The 15809-nt window shown below is 60.5% G+C and carries 13 protein-coding genes and 1 pseudogene; 8 read left to right on the top strand and 6 right to left on the bottom strand.

Annotation, left to right across the window (positions count from 1 at the left end):
- Nucleotides 1–110: 110 nt before the first annotated feature.
- On the bottom strand, nt 111–2228 hold the full coding sequence (locus HJC04_RS04140) for a carboxy terminal-processing peptidase (RefSeq protein ID WP_221144919.1): 2118 nt from the start codon (nt 2226–2228) through the stop codon (nt 111–113).
- 214 nt (nt 2229–2442) lie between these two features.
- Nucleotides 2443–2631 (bottom strand): hypothetical protein, encoded by a 189-nt coding sequence (locus tag HJC04_RS04135; protein ID WP_210632589.1) that lies wholly within the window; start codon nt 2629–2631, stop codon nt 2443–2445.
- A 384-nt stretch (nt 2632–3015) separates the two neighbouring features.
- Between HJC04_RS04135 and HJC04_RS04130 the strand changes: the two genes are divergently transcribed.
- From HJC04_RS04130 to HJC04_RS04100, 7 genes are all read left to right on the top strand, one after another.
- Nucleotides 3016–3627, top strand: a complete 612-nt coding sequence (locus HJC04_RS04130) for a glutathione S-transferase family protein (RefSeq protein WP_210632588.1) — start codon at nt 3016–3018, stop codon at nt 3625–3627.
- Between the two features lie 60 nt (nt 3628–3687).
- Entirely contained in the window at nt 3688–5754 is a 2067-nt protein-coding gene (locus tag HJC04_RS04125; RefSeq protein ID WP_221144917.1) for a pyridoxamine 5'-phosphate oxidase family protein, read from the top strand.
- A gap of 141 nt (nt 5755–5895) precedes the next feature.
- On the top strand, nt 5896–6360 hold the full coding sequence (locus HJC04_RS04120) for a DUF1348 family protein (RefSeq protein ID WP_210632586.1): 465 nt from the start codon (nt 5896–5898) through the stop codon (nt 6358–6360).
- Between the two features lie 30 nt (nt 6361–6390).
- Nucleotides 6391–6708, top strand: coding sequence for a hypothetical protein (locus HJC04_RS04115; protein ID WP_259668792.1), 318 nt, complete (start codon nt 6391–6393; stop codon nt 6706–6708).
- A gap of 139 nt (nt 6709–6847) precedes the next feature.
- Complete coding sequence (locus tag HJC04_RS04110; protein WP_210632650.1) at nt 6848–7738, top strand: LysR family transcriptional regulator; 891 nt, start codon at nt 6848–6850, stop codon at nt 7736–7738.
- Between the two features lie 221 nt (nt 7739–7959).
- Nucleotides 7960–8937, top strand: coding sequence for an alpha/beta fold hydrolase (locus HJC04_RS04105; protein ID WP_221144915.1), 978 nt, complete (start codon nt 7960–7962; stop codon nt 8935–8937).
- Between the two features lie 268 nt (nt 8938–9205).
- Complete coding sequence (locus HJC04_RS04100; RefSeq protein WP_092751436.1) at nt 9206–9505, top strand: hypothetical protein; 300 nt, start codon at nt 9206–9208, stop codon at nt 9503–9505.
- A gap of 60 nt (nt 9506–9565) precedes the next feature.
- On the opposite strand, the gene HJC04_RS04095 is transcribed toward HJC04_RS04100, so the two are convergent.
- The 4 genes and pseudogenes from HJC04_RS04095 to HJC04_RS04080 all read right to left on the bottom strand — a co-directional run bounded on the left by HJC04_RS04095 (nt 9566) and on the right by HJC04_RS04080 (nt 14116).
- Entirely contained in the window at nt 9566–10765 is a 1200-nt protein-coding gene (locus tag HJC04_RS04095; RefSeq protein ID WP_210632583.1) for a mandelate racemase/muconate lactonizing enzyme family protein, read from the bottom strand.
- Between the two features lie 12 nt (nt 10766–10777).
- A pseudogene (locus tag HJC04_RS04090) lies at nt 10778–12138 on the bottom strand (mandelate racemase/muconate lactonizing enzyme family protein).
- Between the two features lie 61 nt (nt 12139–12199).
- Nucleotides 12200–13366 carry a mandelate racemase/muconate lactonizing enzyme family protein gene (locus HJC04_RS04085; protein ID WP_221144913.1) on the bottom strand — a complete coding sequence of 389 codons (1167 nt, stop codon included), beginning with the start codon at nt 13364–13366 and terminating at the stop codon, nt 12200–12202.
- Nucleotides 13367–13405: 39 nt separating this feature from the next.
- On the bottom strand, nt 13406–14116 hold the full coding sequence (locus HJC04_RS04080; RefSeq protein ID WP_210632580.1) for a GntR family transcriptional regulator: 711 nt from the start codon (nt 14114–14116) through the stop codon (nt 13406–13408).
- A 209-nt stretch (nt 14117–14325) separates the two neighbouring features.
- Here HJC04_RS04080 and HJC04_RS04075 point away from each other — a divergent pair, with 209 nt between their 5' ends.
- Nucleotides 14326–15804 (top strand): sugar ABC transporter substrate-binding protein, encoded by a 1479-nt coding sequence (locus HJC04_RS04075; RefSeq protein WP_210632579.1) that lies wholly within the window; start codon nt 14326–14328, stop codon nt 15802–15804.
- The last annotated feature ends 5 nt before the right edge of the window (nt 15805–15809 follow it).

Here is a 15809-nt window from a genome sequence, read left to right as displayed (position 1 = left end):
TACCGCCGCGACGTTGAGTCGATCGAACTGTCGTTAAACGGACATCTCGCATCATCAAAGCGTTAGGGCATTCCAAGCGACATAATACGGTTTATCGGCGCCGGTTACGCCTATTTCTGCTCCGCCTTTCCCGACGGCTTCGTGGCGGCCTCTACAGCGCCGCCCTGCAAATCCGCCTCGTCCCCGACAATGGCGGCGGCTTCGTCGAGCAGGACGTCCTTCGCCTTCTTGCGGGCGTTTTCCATGGCGATATCGGCGCTCAGGCTGCGCTCGTCCGCCTGCAGGCCGTCGTCGCCGGCAAGATCTTCGCCATCACCGGCTTCGGCCCGCGCCTTGAACCGCGCCTCCCGGGCCGCCGCTTCCTTGCGGCGCTCGGCTTCGTTCAGGGAAACGACGCCCTTCTCGCGCTGCGCCTTCAGATCGGCGATGTCCTGCAGCAGACGCTGGAAATCCTGATCGCCCTTGATCCGCGCATCATGGCGGCTCTGCAAGGCCGGCAGCAATGCCGTAACATCGCCTTCCGGCGCATATTTCGCCGGCTTGATCTCCGCCCACGGCAGGGCATTGTCATAACTGGTCTCGCCGAAGCTCGCGGGATCGGACAATGCGGGCAGGCTGATATCGGGGGTGACACCGCGCAGCTGCGTCGTGCCGCCGTTGATCCGGAAAAACTGGGCGATCGTCACCTTCAGCTCTCCGAATTCGGGTTTGCTGTTGTGAACCACCTGGTCGAGATCGACGACCGTCTGAACCGTGCCCTTGCCGAAACTGGGCTCGCCGATGATCACGCCGCGGCCGTAATCCTGGATCGCCGCGGCAAAGATCTCCGAAGCCGAGGCCGAGCCGCGGTTGATCAGAACCCCCAAGGGACCTGTCCAGGCCGGCGTTGTCAGGTCGGCGCTCTTGACCTCGATCTTGCCGTTGCCGGCGCGCTGCTGAACGACCGGCCCCTTGCCGATGAAGAGGCCGGTGAGATCGATCGCCTCGTCAAGCGAACCGCCGCCATTGTTGCGCAGATCGATGAGAACGCCGTCGACCTTTTCCTGGTTCAGTTCCTCAAGAAGCTTGGCGACATCGCGACTGGCGCTCTTGTAGTCCTTGTCGCCCTTGTTCTTGGCTTCGAAATCCTCATAGAAGACCGGCAGGGTGATGATGCCGATCTTGCGCGTGGTCTCGCCCGCCTTCACCGACAGCACGGCTTTCCTGGCCGCCTGCTTGTCGAGGCTAATCTTGTCGCGCACCAGGTTGACGACACGATGCACGCCATCGGCGCCGGCATCGGCCGGCAGGATGTCGAGCCGCACCACCGAACCTTTCTTGCCGCGGATCATCTGCACGACTTCATCGAGGCGTGTGCCCACCACTTCCTTGATCGGCCCGTCCTTGCCCTGGCCGACGCCGGTGATGCGGTCGCCGACGGCGAGCTTGCCGGAGAGTTGCGCCGGCCCGCCGGGCACGAGTTCGCGGATCGTCGTGTAATCGTCGCGCTCCTGCAGCACCGCGCCGATGCCGAACAGCGAAAGCTTCATCGAGACATTGAAGTCGGCGGAAGCCGCCGCGCCGAAATAATCCGTATGCGGGTCGATCGAGTTCGAATAGGCATCCATGAACGACTGGAAGACGTCGTCGCTCTTGAACTTGTAAGCGCGCTCGAGCGTGTTTTCATAGCGTTTGTCGAGGGTTTCGCGAATCGCCGCGTCGTCCTTGCCGCCGAGCTTCAGCCGCAGCCAGTCGTTCTTGACGCGCTTGCGCCAGAGATCGTTGCTCTCGGCTTCCGACTGCGGCCAGGGTGCCTTGTCGCGCAGCACCGCATAATCTTCCTTGCCGCTGAAATCGAAGCCCTGCTTGAGCAAGCTGCGCGCATAGGTCATGCGGTCGACGACGCGCTGTTGATAGGCGTTGAAGATCGCAAACGGGATCTTCAGGTCCTGTCGTTCGATGGCGTCGTCGATCTCGCTGCGGTCGGACATGAACTTGTCGACGTCGGCCTGCAGGAAGAGCATGCGGTCGGGATCAAGCGATTTGACGAACTGATCCATCACCCTGCCCGATAAGGCATCGTCGAGCGGAACCGGCTTGTAGCTGTATCGCGAGAGAAATTGCGCGCTGAGCTCAGCCGCCTGCGCCTGCCGCGTCAACGGTTTTAAAACCGGCGGCGCTGCGACCTCGGCATAGGCGGACGGGGCGAGTGCAAGAAATGCACCGAGAAAAACATAGGCTATGCGCATTCAGTCTTGATCCAATTCTTAATGCCGAGGGTGGATGTGTGAACTAAGTGAGGCAATTGTGGTTTTTTGGCAAGCAGGTGGGAAAATTGGGAAGAGATGAAAAAGTATCGGGCGTGATCGACCCGGGACTTCGCGGCAGCAGACTGCTGCTGCGGCGGCGCCAGCGATCATCGATCTCGCGTATATTGTCAGTCACGGAGCTACGGCTGGCGCTTTAGTGCGCTAGCAGTTGCTCATACGTGTTTCGTAAGCGTTCAAAATAATCGTTGTCGGTCAGAAAACGCTCGCTAGGGCTACGGCTCGGACCCTGGGGATGCTCTGCCAGATTATTTCCGTCCGGCAGCGTGGCCTGCGCCGTGAGCGTAGCTTCAATCCATTCGGCTATCATGATGTCGTCGTACATTTCTGTCACCCGTGAAATCCCGTTCCAGGCGGCAGAATCCGACAAAGCGTCCTGATGGTGAAGACGTTATCCAGGCAAGACATCATTTCGTTGCGTGATCGAAATGCAATGGCCGCGCCGCTGAACAAAGTTCTTAACGCACGCAGCACGCCTGGATCACACAACGCAAAGGGCTCCGAAGCTCGGGGGTCATAATCAATAGGAAGTCGTGGCCCTGCAGTTTACGTCAGGTCGCGTCGATCCCGCCGGCAGCTTTTCGGAATTATTGCGTCATCTGTAATTATGAACTGCGCAACGCGGCCGTTCTCATTGACGGCCGCCTATCGCACCTTCGGCATGCGGATCGGGAATGGACCCGGCCGGAAGAGTTCGCAGGAGCGCATCATGAAACTATATCATCACCCTCTTTCGGGTCACTCGCATCGGGCACGTCTGTTCGTCTCGCTGCTTGGCCTGCCTCACGAGCTGGTCGAAGTCGACCTGAAGTCCGGCGCACACAAGAAGCCGGAATTTCTCAAGCTCAACCCGTTCGGCCAGGTGCCGGTGCTCGAGGATGGTGACGTCGTGATCGCCGACTCCAACGCCATCCTGGTCTACCTCGCAAAGAAAGCGACCCGCACGGACTGGCTTCCCGAAGACGCCAAAGGCTCCGCCGCCGTCCAGCGCTGGCTGTCGGTTGCCGCCGGTGAAGTGGCTTATGGTCCGGCAGCGGCACGGCTGATCACCGTCTTCGGCGCCAAGTATAATCCCGAAGAGGTTATCGCTCGCGCCCATGCCCTGCTCCGCAACCTCGAAAGCCAGCTTACCGATCACAACTGGCTCGTCGGCAATGGGCCGACGATCGCGGATGTTGCGATCTACAGCTATGTGGCCCGTGCACCGGAAGGCAACGTCGATCTCTCCACCTACCCCGCCGTCAACGCGTTCCTTCGTCGTATCGAAGCGCTGCCGGGCTTCGTCCCGTTCGTTCAAACACCCGTTGGCCTAGCCGCCTGACGCCAGCACACGGGCGTGCGGCTGCATGCGCCCGATCTTCATTTTCGAGGAGAGACGGACATGAATGAGACCTTGAAGACGCTGCCGGTCTGGCATGAAGGCGAGACCTATATTCAGCAGAAGGTGGGCGTCGCCGAACGCATGGCGGCCGTCGGCCAACGTGTCATTCGCGATTACATGCCGGACCAGCACCGCGACTTCTACGCTCAGCTGCCGTTCATCGTGCTCGGCAGCGTCGATAGCCGCGGCGACGCCTGGGCGACCTTCCTTGAAGGGCGTCCGGGCTTCATGTCCTCTCCATCGCCGACGACCCTGGATATTGCGGCCAGGAGAGATGCCAGAGACCCGGCAAGCGAGGGTTTGGCGGAGGGCCTGCCCATTGGCCTGCTTGGCATCGAGATGCACACAAGGCGGCGCAACCGCATGAACGGCTTCGTCTCCAATTTGCCCGATGGCTTCCGTGTCGATGTCGACCAAAGTTTTGGAAACTGCCCGCGCTACATTCAGCTCCGGGATTTCGAATTCGTTCGAAATCCCGGCGAAGATTTTGCCGGCACCGTTGAAGACCTGCCTGACCTCGATGATGCTGCGCGCGCCATGATCGCGGCAGCGGATGCATTCTTCGTCGCCTCTTATGCCGATCGCGAAGATCGCCGTCAGGTCGACGTGTCGCATCGCGGCGGCAAGGCCGGCTTCGTTCGCGTTGCCGACGACGGGTCACTGACGATCCCGGACTTCGACGGCAACCTCTTTTTCGCAACGCTCGGCAACATCCTGTTGAACGGCAAGGCCGGGCTTGTCTTCGTTGATTATACCAGCGGCGACATGCTGCAGATGACCGGCGACGCCGAGCTTATCCTGGATTCACCGGAGATAGCTGCCTTCCAGGGCGCCGAGCGACTGTGGACGTTCAAGGCACGCCGCATCGTCCGCCGGAGGAACGCGTTGGCCCTGCGCTGGTCCTTCCGCGACGAGGGCTGGTCCGCCAATTCGCTGATGACCGGCGATTGGGCGCAGGCGGCCGACCGGCTGCGCGCTGCCGAACTCGCCACCCGCTGGCGCCCGCTCACCGTGACCAGGATCGTGGAGGAAAGCGCTTCCATCCGTTCGTTTCACCTTCAGCCGAGCGATGGGGCAGGTTTGCTGCCCCATGTCGCCGGCCAGCATCTGCCGATCCGCATCAGCCTTCCCGGCGCGGACAAGCCTGTCATCAGAACCTACACCCTGTCGGTGGCACCCTCGGACGGCCTTTATCGTATCAGTGTCAAGCGCGATGGCGCAGTATCGAGCTATCTCCACGATCATATCAGCGTCGGCGACACGATCGAGGCGCGTGCGCCGGCCGGCGGCTTTACCGTTGACGTCCGCGTGACCCGTCCGGCGGTGCTGCTTGCCGGCGGCGTGGGGATCACGCCCCTGCTCGCCATGCTGCGCCACGTTGTCTACGAGGGGCTGCGCAAGCAGCGCATTCGCCCGATCATTCTCTTTCACGCGGCGCGTTCCAGACAGGAGCGTCCCTTCGACCGGGAAATCGCCGAGCTTGTCGACGCCGCGCGAGGCGCCGTGAGGCTGATCCGGGTCTTGAGCGATGTCACAGGCGCCGAAGAAGGCGCCGACTACGACGCCACCGGGCGGATCGATATGTCACTCCTCACCCGCCATCTGCCATTCAACGATTATGACTTCTATCTCTGCGGCCCGCCGCAATTCACGCAGTCACTCTACGATGGCCTGCGCAACTACAATATTGCCGATGGGCGCATTCACGCGGAGGCTTTCGGCCCGTCATCCCTGAAGCGGACGCTGGACGTCGGGGTGGCCGCGCCAGCCCGTCGACCGCCATCCACAAAGCCCGTACCGGTCGCCTTCATGGGATCGTTGAAGGAAGCCCGCTGGACACCCGAGGCTGGCACATTGCTGGAGCTGGCGGAAGCGCGCGGCCTCAGCCCGGAATTCAGTTGTCGGGAAGGCAATTGCGGCACATGCCGGACCAAGCTCATCAAGGGTGCGGTGACCTACATCAAGGAGCCGACGGCAGCGATTGGCGAAGGCGAAGTGCTGCTGTGCTGCTCGGTTCCTGCCGAACAGGAGAGTGATGAGGAAAACCAGATCCAGCTCGAACTCTGACGGTTCCCATTGATGCATCCGACGCAACAGCATCTTGCTCTTTTTCAACCTTCATCGTCTTTGCAACATGAATAACGGACGGTGGTCGCCGCGTGGCGACCACCGCCGCACTCTCCATTCCAGCCCATAAAGGAACCGACCATGTCTCGTCCGCCACTTCCCCCTTTCAATGAACAGAGCGCCATCGAAAAGGTCCGCCTTGCCGAAGATGGCTGGAACAGCCGCGATGCCGCCAAGGTGGCGCTCGCCTATACACTCGATACGCGCTGGCGCAACCGCGTCGAATTCGCGACCAATCGCGCCGAGGCCGAAGCTTTCCTCAGGCGCAAATGGAACCGCGAGCTCGATTACCGGTTGATCAAGGAACTGTGGGCTTTCCAGGGCAACCGCATCGCCGTTCGCTATGCCTATGAGTATCACGATGACAGCGGTCAGTGGTTTCGTGCCTATGGCAACGAGAACTGGGAATTCGCCGAGGACGGGCTGATGCGGACGCGCCATGCCAGCATCAACGAGCACCCGATCTCCGAGGCCGAGCGCAAGTTCCGATGGGCACTCGGCCGCCGGCCGGACGATCACCCCGGCTTGAGTGACTTCGGCTTCTAACGCCAGGTCCAGATCAAGGAGGTCGCCACCATGGCAGGGTTCAAGCTCGATGCGCGCGCACGGCTGTCGATCGAGCTCGCGCTTACCGCCGGACGTGGCGATTCCGATATCGCTCATCAGCAGGAAAAAGACGCTAAGGCACTCGGCATGTCCGGGGCTGAAATCGATATGGCCCGCAAGGGCTCGAGCTTCGACTTCCAACTGTCCAAGGCGATAGCCGTGGCGCTCGCACCCGACGCCGAACACCGCGAGCGCGCCATGAAAGCCGGCATAGATGGGCAAACCTGTGCCGACATCGAAAAACTGGCGGCGTCCTATATCGACCCATCTCTGTTGCGATCGGCATAGCCACCGCCATCCTTTCGTGACGCTTCCAGTCATGTCATTGGTATCAGTCTCGAAATGGCCTTGCTCGATCTCTTTCCCGATTGATACATATCTGGCCGATGGTCACGTGAGAGCAACACAAGCAATCTTTGAGGGGCGAATGGATCGATGGCAGGCAATGCGGATTTTTGCCAGGGTTGCAGAAACCGGAAGTTTTGCAGATGCCGCGCGCCACATGCATATGAGTGCACCGGCTGTCACCCGCGCCGTCGCGGCGCTTGAAGATCTGATTGGCGCCCGCCTCTTCGTTCGCACGACACGCTCCGTCAAGATGACGGAGGCAGGCACACGATATTTCGAGGATTGCCGCCGCATATTGGCGGATATCGCCGAAGCAGAGGCTGCGGCGGGTGGCTCCTACGCCACTCCGACGGGGACGCTGGCGATCACGGCTTCAGCATTGTTCGGGCAGATGTATGTGCTGCCCATCGTGACCGAGTTCCTGAACACCTTCCCGACCATGCACGCACGGACCCTCTTCATCGATCGCCCGGTCAATATTGTCGAAGAAGGGGTCGACGTCGCCGTTCGTATCGGCCACCTGCGGGATTCAGGCTTCTCGGCGATAAAGGTCGGAACTGTTCGGCATGTGATCTGCGGCTCTCCAAGCTACCTCGAGACGCACGGCGTTCCCATCACGCCGGCCGACCTCAAGAACCATCGCATCGCGGCCTCCACAAGCGCCTGGGCATCGCCGGAATGGCGTTTTGCAAACGATCAGCGGGTGACGATCGACCCGCTTCTACAATGCAACACCAACGACGCCGTCATCACAGCCGCCCGCGCAGGTTGGGGACTGACCCGAGTCCTGCACTACCAGATCGGCCCGGCGCTGCTGGCGGGGGAGCTGCAGATCGTCCTCAGCGACTTTGAAGAGCCGCCAATGCCCATCCACATCCTTCATCCTGAGGGGCGGCACGCGCCTGCCAAGGTACGGGCCTTCGTGGATATGGCAACGGCCCGCCTGCGCGAAAACCGGTTGTTGAACTAGCGCCACCGCCGCAATCGCCAGCCGCCTTGAGCGCCAGATCTCAGCATTGCGGGCCGGAATGTTGGGACACAGCTCCTGAATCAAGCAGGGGCCGTACCTCCGATTATTACACACACCGTAATTATCAGTTCCGCATTGAGCGGATTATCGTTTTTTCGTGGAAGGCTATGTTGATCTCCAAGGCAGCCGCAGCTGGCGCCTCAAACCCGAAGGAGACCGCCATGAAACGCCTGATCATGACCCTGATGCTGGCAACCGTCAGCTTTGCCCCGATGTCTTTTGCGGCATCGCCCACGCCCGCCCAAGCCGCCATTGTCCAGCAGGTTGCCATCACGGTCAACTATCGGACCGCAACGGTCGATGGTGTGAACATCTTCTACCGCGAAGCAGGCCCAAAAGACGGCCCGGTCGTCGTTCTGCTGCATGGCTTCCCGACGTCTTCGCATATGTTCCGCAATCTGATGCCGCTTCTCGCCGATCGCTATCGGGTCATCGCACCGGACTATCCTGGCTTCGGGCAGAGTGACGCTCCGGACCACACCAAATTCGCCTACACCTTTGGTCATTATGCCGACCTTGTTGACGGTTTGCTCGATCAGCTTGGTGCAAGAAAATATGCGATGTACGTCATGGATTATGGTGCGCCGGTGGGTTATCGCCTCGCCTTGAAGCATCCGGATCGCGTGACGGCTCTCATCGTACAGAACGGCAACGCCTATGATGAGGGCCTTCGCGAATTCTGGGACCCAATCAAAAAATATTGGGCTGACGGCTCGAAGGAAAGCCGCGACGGGCTCTCTGGCCTGGTCACCCTCGAGACCACGAAATTCCAGTACACGGACGGCATGAGCGATCTGAGCCGCATCAGCCCCGACAACTGGGTTCATGACCAGGCGCTGCTCGATCGACCCGGCAACAAGGACATTCAGCTGGATCTCTTCTATGACTATCGCACCAATGTGCCGCTCTACCCGCAGTTCCAGGCCTTCTTCCGGGATCACAAGCCGCCGACGCTGATCGTGTGGGGCAAGAACGACAAAATCTTCCCGGCCGAAGGCGCGCATCCCTATCTCCGTGATCTCCCGGATGCCGAACTGCATCTTCTCGATACCGGCCATTTCGCGCTGGAGGACAAGTTGGACGTAATGGCGCCGCTCATTCACGACTTTCTTGACCGAAAACTCGGCGAGAAGAACTGAGGACAGTGCCGCGCAGCTCCACGGGGCTGCGCGGCACATCGTATTCCTACGCTTCGGATGCATTCCCTCTGGCTTCGATAAAGAAGCGTCAACCCCGCTCAGGCGACGGGGATGCCCATCTCTTCGGCCGCCTCCAACGCTTGGGCTTCGGTCATCTCCGTCACGCAGCCGCGGTTGTCGATCAACGGGCGATGGTTTCCCAAAGTTTGAGTTGACCGTTTTCGTTGGCGAAGCAACACTTGCACTGCAGCAAGGCAGGAGGAACATGATGGACGAGCAAGACCGCTGGCGCCAGATGGCAAGCGCACCGAGAGACGGCAGCCGCATCCTGGTGACGATCCGTGCGTCCGAACAGGGGCCGGCGGAAGTCGACCTCGCCTACTGGTCGCATGGCGATCAGTTCGGTGGAGAGGGCTGGCGTGCCTCGGATTCCTCGCCCGGGCACATCATCGAATATGCCGAGCCGGAGTTGAAGTGCTGGATGCCGATGCCCTCGGCCAATCGCACCTCGATGCCCTCACCCTGGGAAGGCGAGGACGACGAGCAACTGGACGGGTCGGGCATTTAAGGACTGGCGCAAGCCCTGTTTCCTGGCGCCCGACAGGAGGCACGGCAGGTGGAGCAAGGTTCAGTCGAAAAAGCCCGCATCCTCTTCCCGGAGAAATCTCCTTGCCGCTTCAGCGTCGATATCGAGGCCCAGGCCCGGCGCTTCCAGTAGATCCACCATACTGTCCTTGACGATCTCAGGTGGCAAGCCGATGACCAGATCCTCCCACCAGGGGTCCGAAGCAGTCGGATATTCGAAGGCGACATAATTTGCCGGCAACGTGGCGCAGACATTGATCAGCGCGCCGAGACCGAGCAGCCCGTTGGCAGTGCCGTGCGGTGCCATCAGGATCGAGTGCATGTAGGCATGCTCGGCGACCCATTTGAGCTCGGCGATGCCGCCAATATCGGCTGGATCGGGGCCGATAACGCGGACTGCCTGCGTCTCGATCAGTTCCTTGAAATTGTGCCGGAGGTAGATCTGCTCACCAGTGTGGATCGGTGTCGAAGTGGAGGTTGTCAGTTCCCGGTAGGCCTGCGGATTGACCCACGGCACGTAGTCGCCGGTCAGCATGTCCTCGAGCCACATCAAATTGTACTTCTCGACCGCGCGAGCGAACCTGATCGCATCTGGCAGCATCCAGCCCGGGCCGCAGTCGAGCGCCAGGCTGACCTTATCGCCCAGCACTTCCTTCATCGCGATCACGCAGTCGAGCATGTGATTGAAACCCCGCTCACTGATTGCGCCCTGATCCATGGCACCGTGATAGCCGGCCTTCCTCTGCGTCACCCCGTAGTGGAAGCCCTCGATGGTGTCCTTCATGTTGGAGTGGAAGGAGATTCCTTGCTTGATCATGAAGAAGTTCTGCGGCTGCTCCATCATCCATTTGACGTCAGCGGCGTAATCCTCCGGCCGGTCGCCGGAGCGTTTCCGGCGGACCGAGCCGTTGTAGACCCGCACCTTGTCCCGCACCTTGCCGCCGAGCAGCTTATAGGCCGGCACGCCCGCGGCCTTGCCGGCAATATCCCACAGCGCATGCTCGATCGCGCTCACCGCCGCGCCGTATGGCTTGAAGGAGCCGCGCTGGCGGATCTTCAGCATCACTCTCTCGACGTCGGTCGGGTCCTCGCCGATCAGCGCCTCGCGGAAATGCAGCACCCAGGGCTTGAGATAGGCCTTGGTGAATTCGACTTCGCCCAAGCCATAGAGGCCCTCGTCCGTGACGATGCGGACGATCGGGTGTTTGCCGATAACGGCACAGCGCAGGTCGGTGATCTTCATAGGTCCGTCCGTTCAGCTCCAGGTGCGATCCCAGGAATACTCATCATCCCAATGATCCGTAGGCTGCCAGATGCCGGTGACCCCCGGCTGCAGATGCTGCGAGATCACCTCGTCGACGACGTCGTCGATCCCCAGGCCCGGCTTGTCCGGAACAGTGATAAAGCCGTCCTTCACCAGCGGCTTGGGAAGCCCGGTAACGATATCGTCCCACCAGTCGACATCGGCGGAGTGGTATTCGAGCGCCATGAAGTTTTCGGTTGCCGTCGCGACGTGCGCGGCGGCCATTGCGGCGATCGGACTTTCCGCCATGTGTATGGCCATGGGAACACCATGGTCCTGCGCCATATCGCCGATCTTCTTGGTCTCGAGGATGCCTCCAGTGGTGAGCAGATCCGGGTGAATCACGGAGACGCCGCCGCTCTTGAGCAGGGGCTCGAAGCCCTCCTTGAGGTATATGTCCTCGCCGGTGCAGATCGGCACCGTGGTGGAGTCCTGCAGCTGTCGATACTGCTCGGTATACTGCCACGGGATCACATCCTCGAGCCAGGCTGGCACGTATTTCTCAATTCGCCTGGCAAGGCGAATGCCGTTCTGCATCGAGATATGGCCGATATGGTCGATCGCAAGCGGAACCTGCATACCGATGACCTCACGCACCTCGGCGATGTACTGCTCGAGCAGGTCGAGGCCCTTGTCGGAAAAGTGGAGTCCGGTAACGGATGCTGGACGTTATGCAAATCGTAGGCTGCATTGCGAACAAGCCGCTCTTCAATGGTCTTCAGCGGCCCGCGGCTGGGACGGTCGCGGTATCCTTCCAGTGAGCCGGCGGGAAAGACGACGGCACCGGGCACATCGGCGATCTGCATCAGCCCCAGGTCCATCTTCAGGAAGGTGAAGCCGAGCTCCATGCGCTGCTTGAGGCGCTTGCCGGTTGCGGTGCCGCTCGCCACAGCGGCGTCGGTATCGCAGTAGACGCGCACTTTCTCCCGAAATCGTCCGCCGAGCATCTGGTAGATGGGGACGCCATAGGCTTTTCCGGCAAGATCCCACAAGGCGATTTCAACCGCCGATACGCCGCCGCCTTGCCGTCCATGCCCGCCGAACTGCTTGACCCGGCGAAACAGTCGATCGATGTTGCAAGGGTTCTCACCCAGCAGCCGGCTCTTCAGCATCAGCGCGTAGGTGGCGCTGGCGCTGTCGCGGACCTCGCCAAGCCCGACAATGCCCTGGTTGGTATAAATCTTCAGCAGCACCGAGGTGAACGGCGCGTCGACAATTTCGGCTACCCGCATGTCGGTTATGCGAAGCTCGGAAGGCTTGGAATGCGTGTTGACCCGATTGAGCGCCTCGTCGGCTGCATATGCCTCTGGCATGATTTATCCTCGTTTCGGTCGGCGGGATCGCTGCCGCACACGGCGGCGGCGTAGAGCGTTGCTAGGCCAGATCTATCTCGTGGCTTTCAAGGTAGTCGCGGTTCATTTCAACGCCGAGACCGGGCCTCGGTGTAAGCTTTAGGCTGCCGTTCGAAACATCGAGCGGTGTGTCGATGAGGTGGTCGTATTTGCCGAGGTTCCACTCCGACGTTTCAAGCTTGTAGAAGTTGGGAACGGTCATCATCACCTGCGCTCCGGCAACTACGTTGATCGGTCCTGCGGCGTCATGCGGCGATACCGGGATGTAGTAGGCTTCGCATAGGGCTGATATTTTCTTGAGCTCGGTAATGCCGCCGGTCCAGGTGACATCAGGCATGATGTAGTCGGCGAGCTTGTTTTCGAGCACCGGCACGAAATCCCACTTCGTGTGGCCGCGTTCGCCCCACGAGATAGGGGCGCTGACCTTGTCGCGGACCTGTCTGAGAGCATTGAGGCTCTCCGGCGGACAGGGCTCCTCGAACCAGTCGATCTGGCCAGCTTCCTCGAGGCTCCGACAAAGGCGAATGGCGGTGGGAACGTCGAACCGGCCATGCGCATCGATGAGGATGTCGACATCAGAGCCCGCCGTTTCGCGGATCAGGGCGGTGAGCTCGGCGGCCTCACGCTCATCCTTGCGCGTCATGCTGCCATCGAGGTAGCCGTCCCGCTGTTCGCGAGCCTGTCCATCGGCGGTGCTGCCCTGGTAGGGGAAAGGATCGAACTTGAGCGCTGTGTAACCGGACTCGACGATGTCTCGAATTTCCCTGACCACCGCCTCTTTGCTGGTAAACTTGGCCTGGTTGGGATGGGTGTAGAGCGCGATTTCATCGCGCACCGGCCCGCCCAACAGCTCGTAAATCGGCTTGCCAAGGACTTTGCCCCAGATGTCCCAGAGGGCTATGTCGATGGCGCTCACGCATTCGACGGCGGCGCCGCGACTGCCCATGTAGGTGAAGCTGCGGAATATCTTGTGCCAAAGATACTCGATGCGCGCCGGGTCCTCGCCCATCAAAGCGGCGCCGATCTGCCGCAAGATCGTGCAGAGGGCGCGATTGGCGAGCCTTGTCGTGGTGGTGATCTCTCCCCAGCCGCTCACCCCCTCGTCGGTCGTCACTTCGACAAACAGAAACTCTCCCCAATAGGAAGAATCGGACTTGATTAGCCACGGCCGAACGCTGGTGATCTTCATCTCAATTGCCTTTACCTGAAGTGTTCCGGGTAACGATATTCATCCGGCGCGAGCGGCGTTACGCGCACGCATGTGTTCGAGGATGTGTCGGCCTGAGCCTTCGACGTGGCGTGCAATAAGTTCGGCTGCCTCGTTCGCCCTTCCGGCTTTGACATGCGCGATGAGCTCGCGATGCTCGCTCAGGATCGCCGCACGCCGGGCAAGCGTAAAATCGAAGCGGCGGCTCACGGCTCGAAGCACTTCGCGATGCTTCCACCAAAGCTCGGCGGCATGGCGGTTGTAGTGCTTCCGGTACATGACGGTATGAAAGGCGGTGTCCAGTTCGCTATGCCTTACCGTGTCGGCAAAGTTGTTCTCTTCAATGAGGCTTTGGATGCGTTCGAGTTCAGCAATGTCCTCCACCGTCGCCATATTCACGAACCAGCGCGTCAGTGACGGCTCGATCAAAACGCCGATCTCGTAGATATCCCGAACAAAGTCCTGATCGATGGGCCGGACGCGCGCTCCGCGGTTGGGAAAGAAGGTGACAAAGCCCTCCCCGCGCAACAGCTGCAAAGCCTCTCGCACGGGGTTGGTCGAGGTGCCGTGGCGCCGGGCGAGATCGGTGATGACGAGCCGCTCGTTGGCCGCGAGCCGCCCTTCGATGATGTCGTCCCTGATCAGTTGGTAAACAGACGCGCCCTCGCTCGAGGCCCCTGTAGCATCGATCCCCTCAGGGGGCTGTGCTTTAAATTCGCTTGTTTCAGTCAAGACTGTCCCCAATCCATACATACATTTTCGGGATATCATGCAAAACCTCCCAAAACAATGTACGATTTCTTCAGTTGACAGACAATCCTTGACATGAAAACGTATGATAAGGTCGAAGGGATACATTAAGTGGGAGAATCCCACGGCCTGGGAGCAAGACCGCTCGCCTCGATGCAGAGCGGCTTGGGAGAAAACCTGGGAGAATACCTATGACGAGTCTTTCGCTCGGCGGTGTCGTCGTACGCGGCACTGTATCCACTGCTTTGATGGTATCGTTGATGTCCGTGTCTGCGCTCAGTGCGCCGGTCGACTTGAGCCAGTGGTCACCGCAATATGTGCGCTCCATCGCCGGCACGCAGGAGTTCGACACGGCGGCCGATTGCGGCAAGGTTACCCCGCTCGACTATAAGGGCCGCCTGACATTCTGGTATCAGGGCGTATTCGAGGGCGACCCCGACCTCCTGCGCCAGTATTACAAGGACTTCTTCGAGACCTTCCGCAAGACCTACCCAAACATCCAGCTTGAGGAACAAGCCCTCACCTATAACGACCTGCTGGACAAGTTCCGGACCGCGCTTTTAGGCAATGCCGCGCCCATGGCGGTCCGCCTGCAAATCCTCGGCGGCACCGAGTTCGCCTCGAAGGGCTATTTGCAGCCGCTCAAGCCCGAGGATGTAGGCTATTCGACCGAGGATTTCTGGCCGGGCGCCATGAAGGCTGTGACCTGGGAGGGGGAAACCTACGGCATTCCAACCAACAACGAGACGATGGCGTTCATCTGGAACGCCGACATCTTCAAGCGTGCAGGCCTCGATCCGGACAAGGCTCCGGCAACCTGGGACGACGTCGTCAAATATTCCAAGCAGATCCACGACAAGCTCGGCATTGCCGGCTACGGCCTCGTGGCTCGCAAGAATGCCGGCAATACGCCGTACCGGTTCATGCCGCAGCTGTGGGCCTATGGCGGCGGCGTCTTCGACGAAGCGACCGCCAATCCGACCTATAAGGAGGTCCAGCTCAATAGCCCGCAGAGCAAGGCCGCATTGCAAGCCTCCTACGACATGTACGTTCGCGACAAGTCGGTTCCGGTCTCGGCGCTCACCAACCAGCAGGCCGACAACCAACCGCTCTTCCTCGCTGGCCAGCTCGGCATGATGATCTCGCACCCGTCCGACTACAACGTCATGCTCGACCTGCAAAAGAAGACGACGGGCAGCGATAAGGACAAAGCCCAGACCGTCATCGACAACATGCGCTACGGCCTCATTCCGACTGGCCCCGACGGCAAGCGTGCCGTCGTGTTCGGCGGCTCCAACATCCACATCCTGAAGCCGGAATATGTCGAGGGCGGCAAGGTAGACGAGCCGGCCGCAAAGGCCATCATCTGCATGTGGACGAGCCCCGAATGGTCGCTGAAGATGGCCTATGCCGGCTCGAACCCGGGCAACCTGAACGGCTTCAAGACCAAGTGGATGAAGGAACGTCTTGATAACATCAAGTTCCTTGATGTCACGACTTCGATGCTGCCCTACGGCATCCCGTTCCCGGCGCTGCCGCAGTCGCCTGAGATCATGAATATCATCGTCCCGGACATGCTGCAGAACGCCCTCACCGGGGCGATGACAGTCGACCAAGCAGCGGACGACGCAGCCAAGAAGGTAAAAGACCTGATGGACGGCGGACTCTAGTCAAT

The sequence above is a fragment of the Rhizobium sp. NLR8a genome (genome assembly GCF_019685235.1).
GTDB lineage: Bacteria > Pseudomonadota > Alphaproteobacteria > Rhizobiales > Rhizobiaceae > Rhizobium.
The sequence above is the reverse complement of the archived record's forward strand: the minus strand, read 5'-3'. Positions and strand labels throughout refer to the sequence as shown.

Excerpts from the sequence above, each read along its gene's own strand:
- HJC04_RS04115 (WP_259668792.1), top strand. The coding sequence starts at position 6,391 with ATGGCAGGGTTCAAGCTCGATGCGCGCGCACGGCTGTCGATCGAGCTC.
- HJC04_RS04110 (WP_210632650.1), top strand. The coding sequence starts at position 6,848 with ATGGATCGATGGCAGGCAATGCGGATTTTTGCCAGGGTTGCAGAAACC.
- HJC04_RS04105 (WP_221144915.1), top strand. The coding sequence starts at position 7,960 with ATGAAACGCCTGATCATGACCCTGATGCTGGCAACCGTCAGCTTTGCC.
- HJC04_RS04140 (WP_221144919.1), bottom strand. The coding sequence starts at position 2,228 with ATGCGCATAGCCTATGTTTTTCTCGGTGCATTTCTTGCACTCGCCCCG.
- HJC04_RS04130 (WP_210632588.1), top strand. The coding sequence starts at position 3,016 with ATGAAACTATATCATCACCCTCTTTCGGGTCACTCGCATCGGGCACGT.
- HJC04_RS04095 (WP_210632583.1), bottom strand. The coding sequence starts at position 10,765 with ATGAAGATCACCGACCTGCGCTGTGCCGTTATCGGCAAACACCCGATC.
- HJC04_RS04120 (WP_210632586.1), top strand. The coding sequence starts at position 5,896 with ATGTCTCGTCCGCCACTTCCCCCTTTCAATGAACAGAGCGCCATCGAA.
- HJC04_RS04085 (WP_221144913.1), bottom strand. The coding sequence starts at position 13,366 with ATGAAGATCACCAGCGTTCGGCCGTGGCTAATCAAGTCCGATTCTTCC.
- HJC04_RS04135 (WP_210632589.1), bottom strand. The coding sequence starts at position 2,631 with ATGTACGACGACATCATGATAGCCGAATGGATTGAAGCTACGCTCACG.
- HJC04_RS04100 (WP_092751436.1), top strand. The coding sequence starts at position 9,206 with ATGGACGAGCAAGACCGCTGGCGCCAGATGGCAAGCGCACCGAGAGAC.
- HJC04_RS04125 (WP_221144917.1), top strand. The coding sequence starts at position 3,688 with ATGAATGAGACCTTGAAGACGCTGCCGGTCTGGCATGAAGGCGAGACC.
- HJC04_RS04075 (WP_210632579.1), top strand. The coding sequence starts at position 14,326 with ATGACGAGTCTTTCGCTCGGCGGTGTCGTCGTACGCGGCACTGTATCC.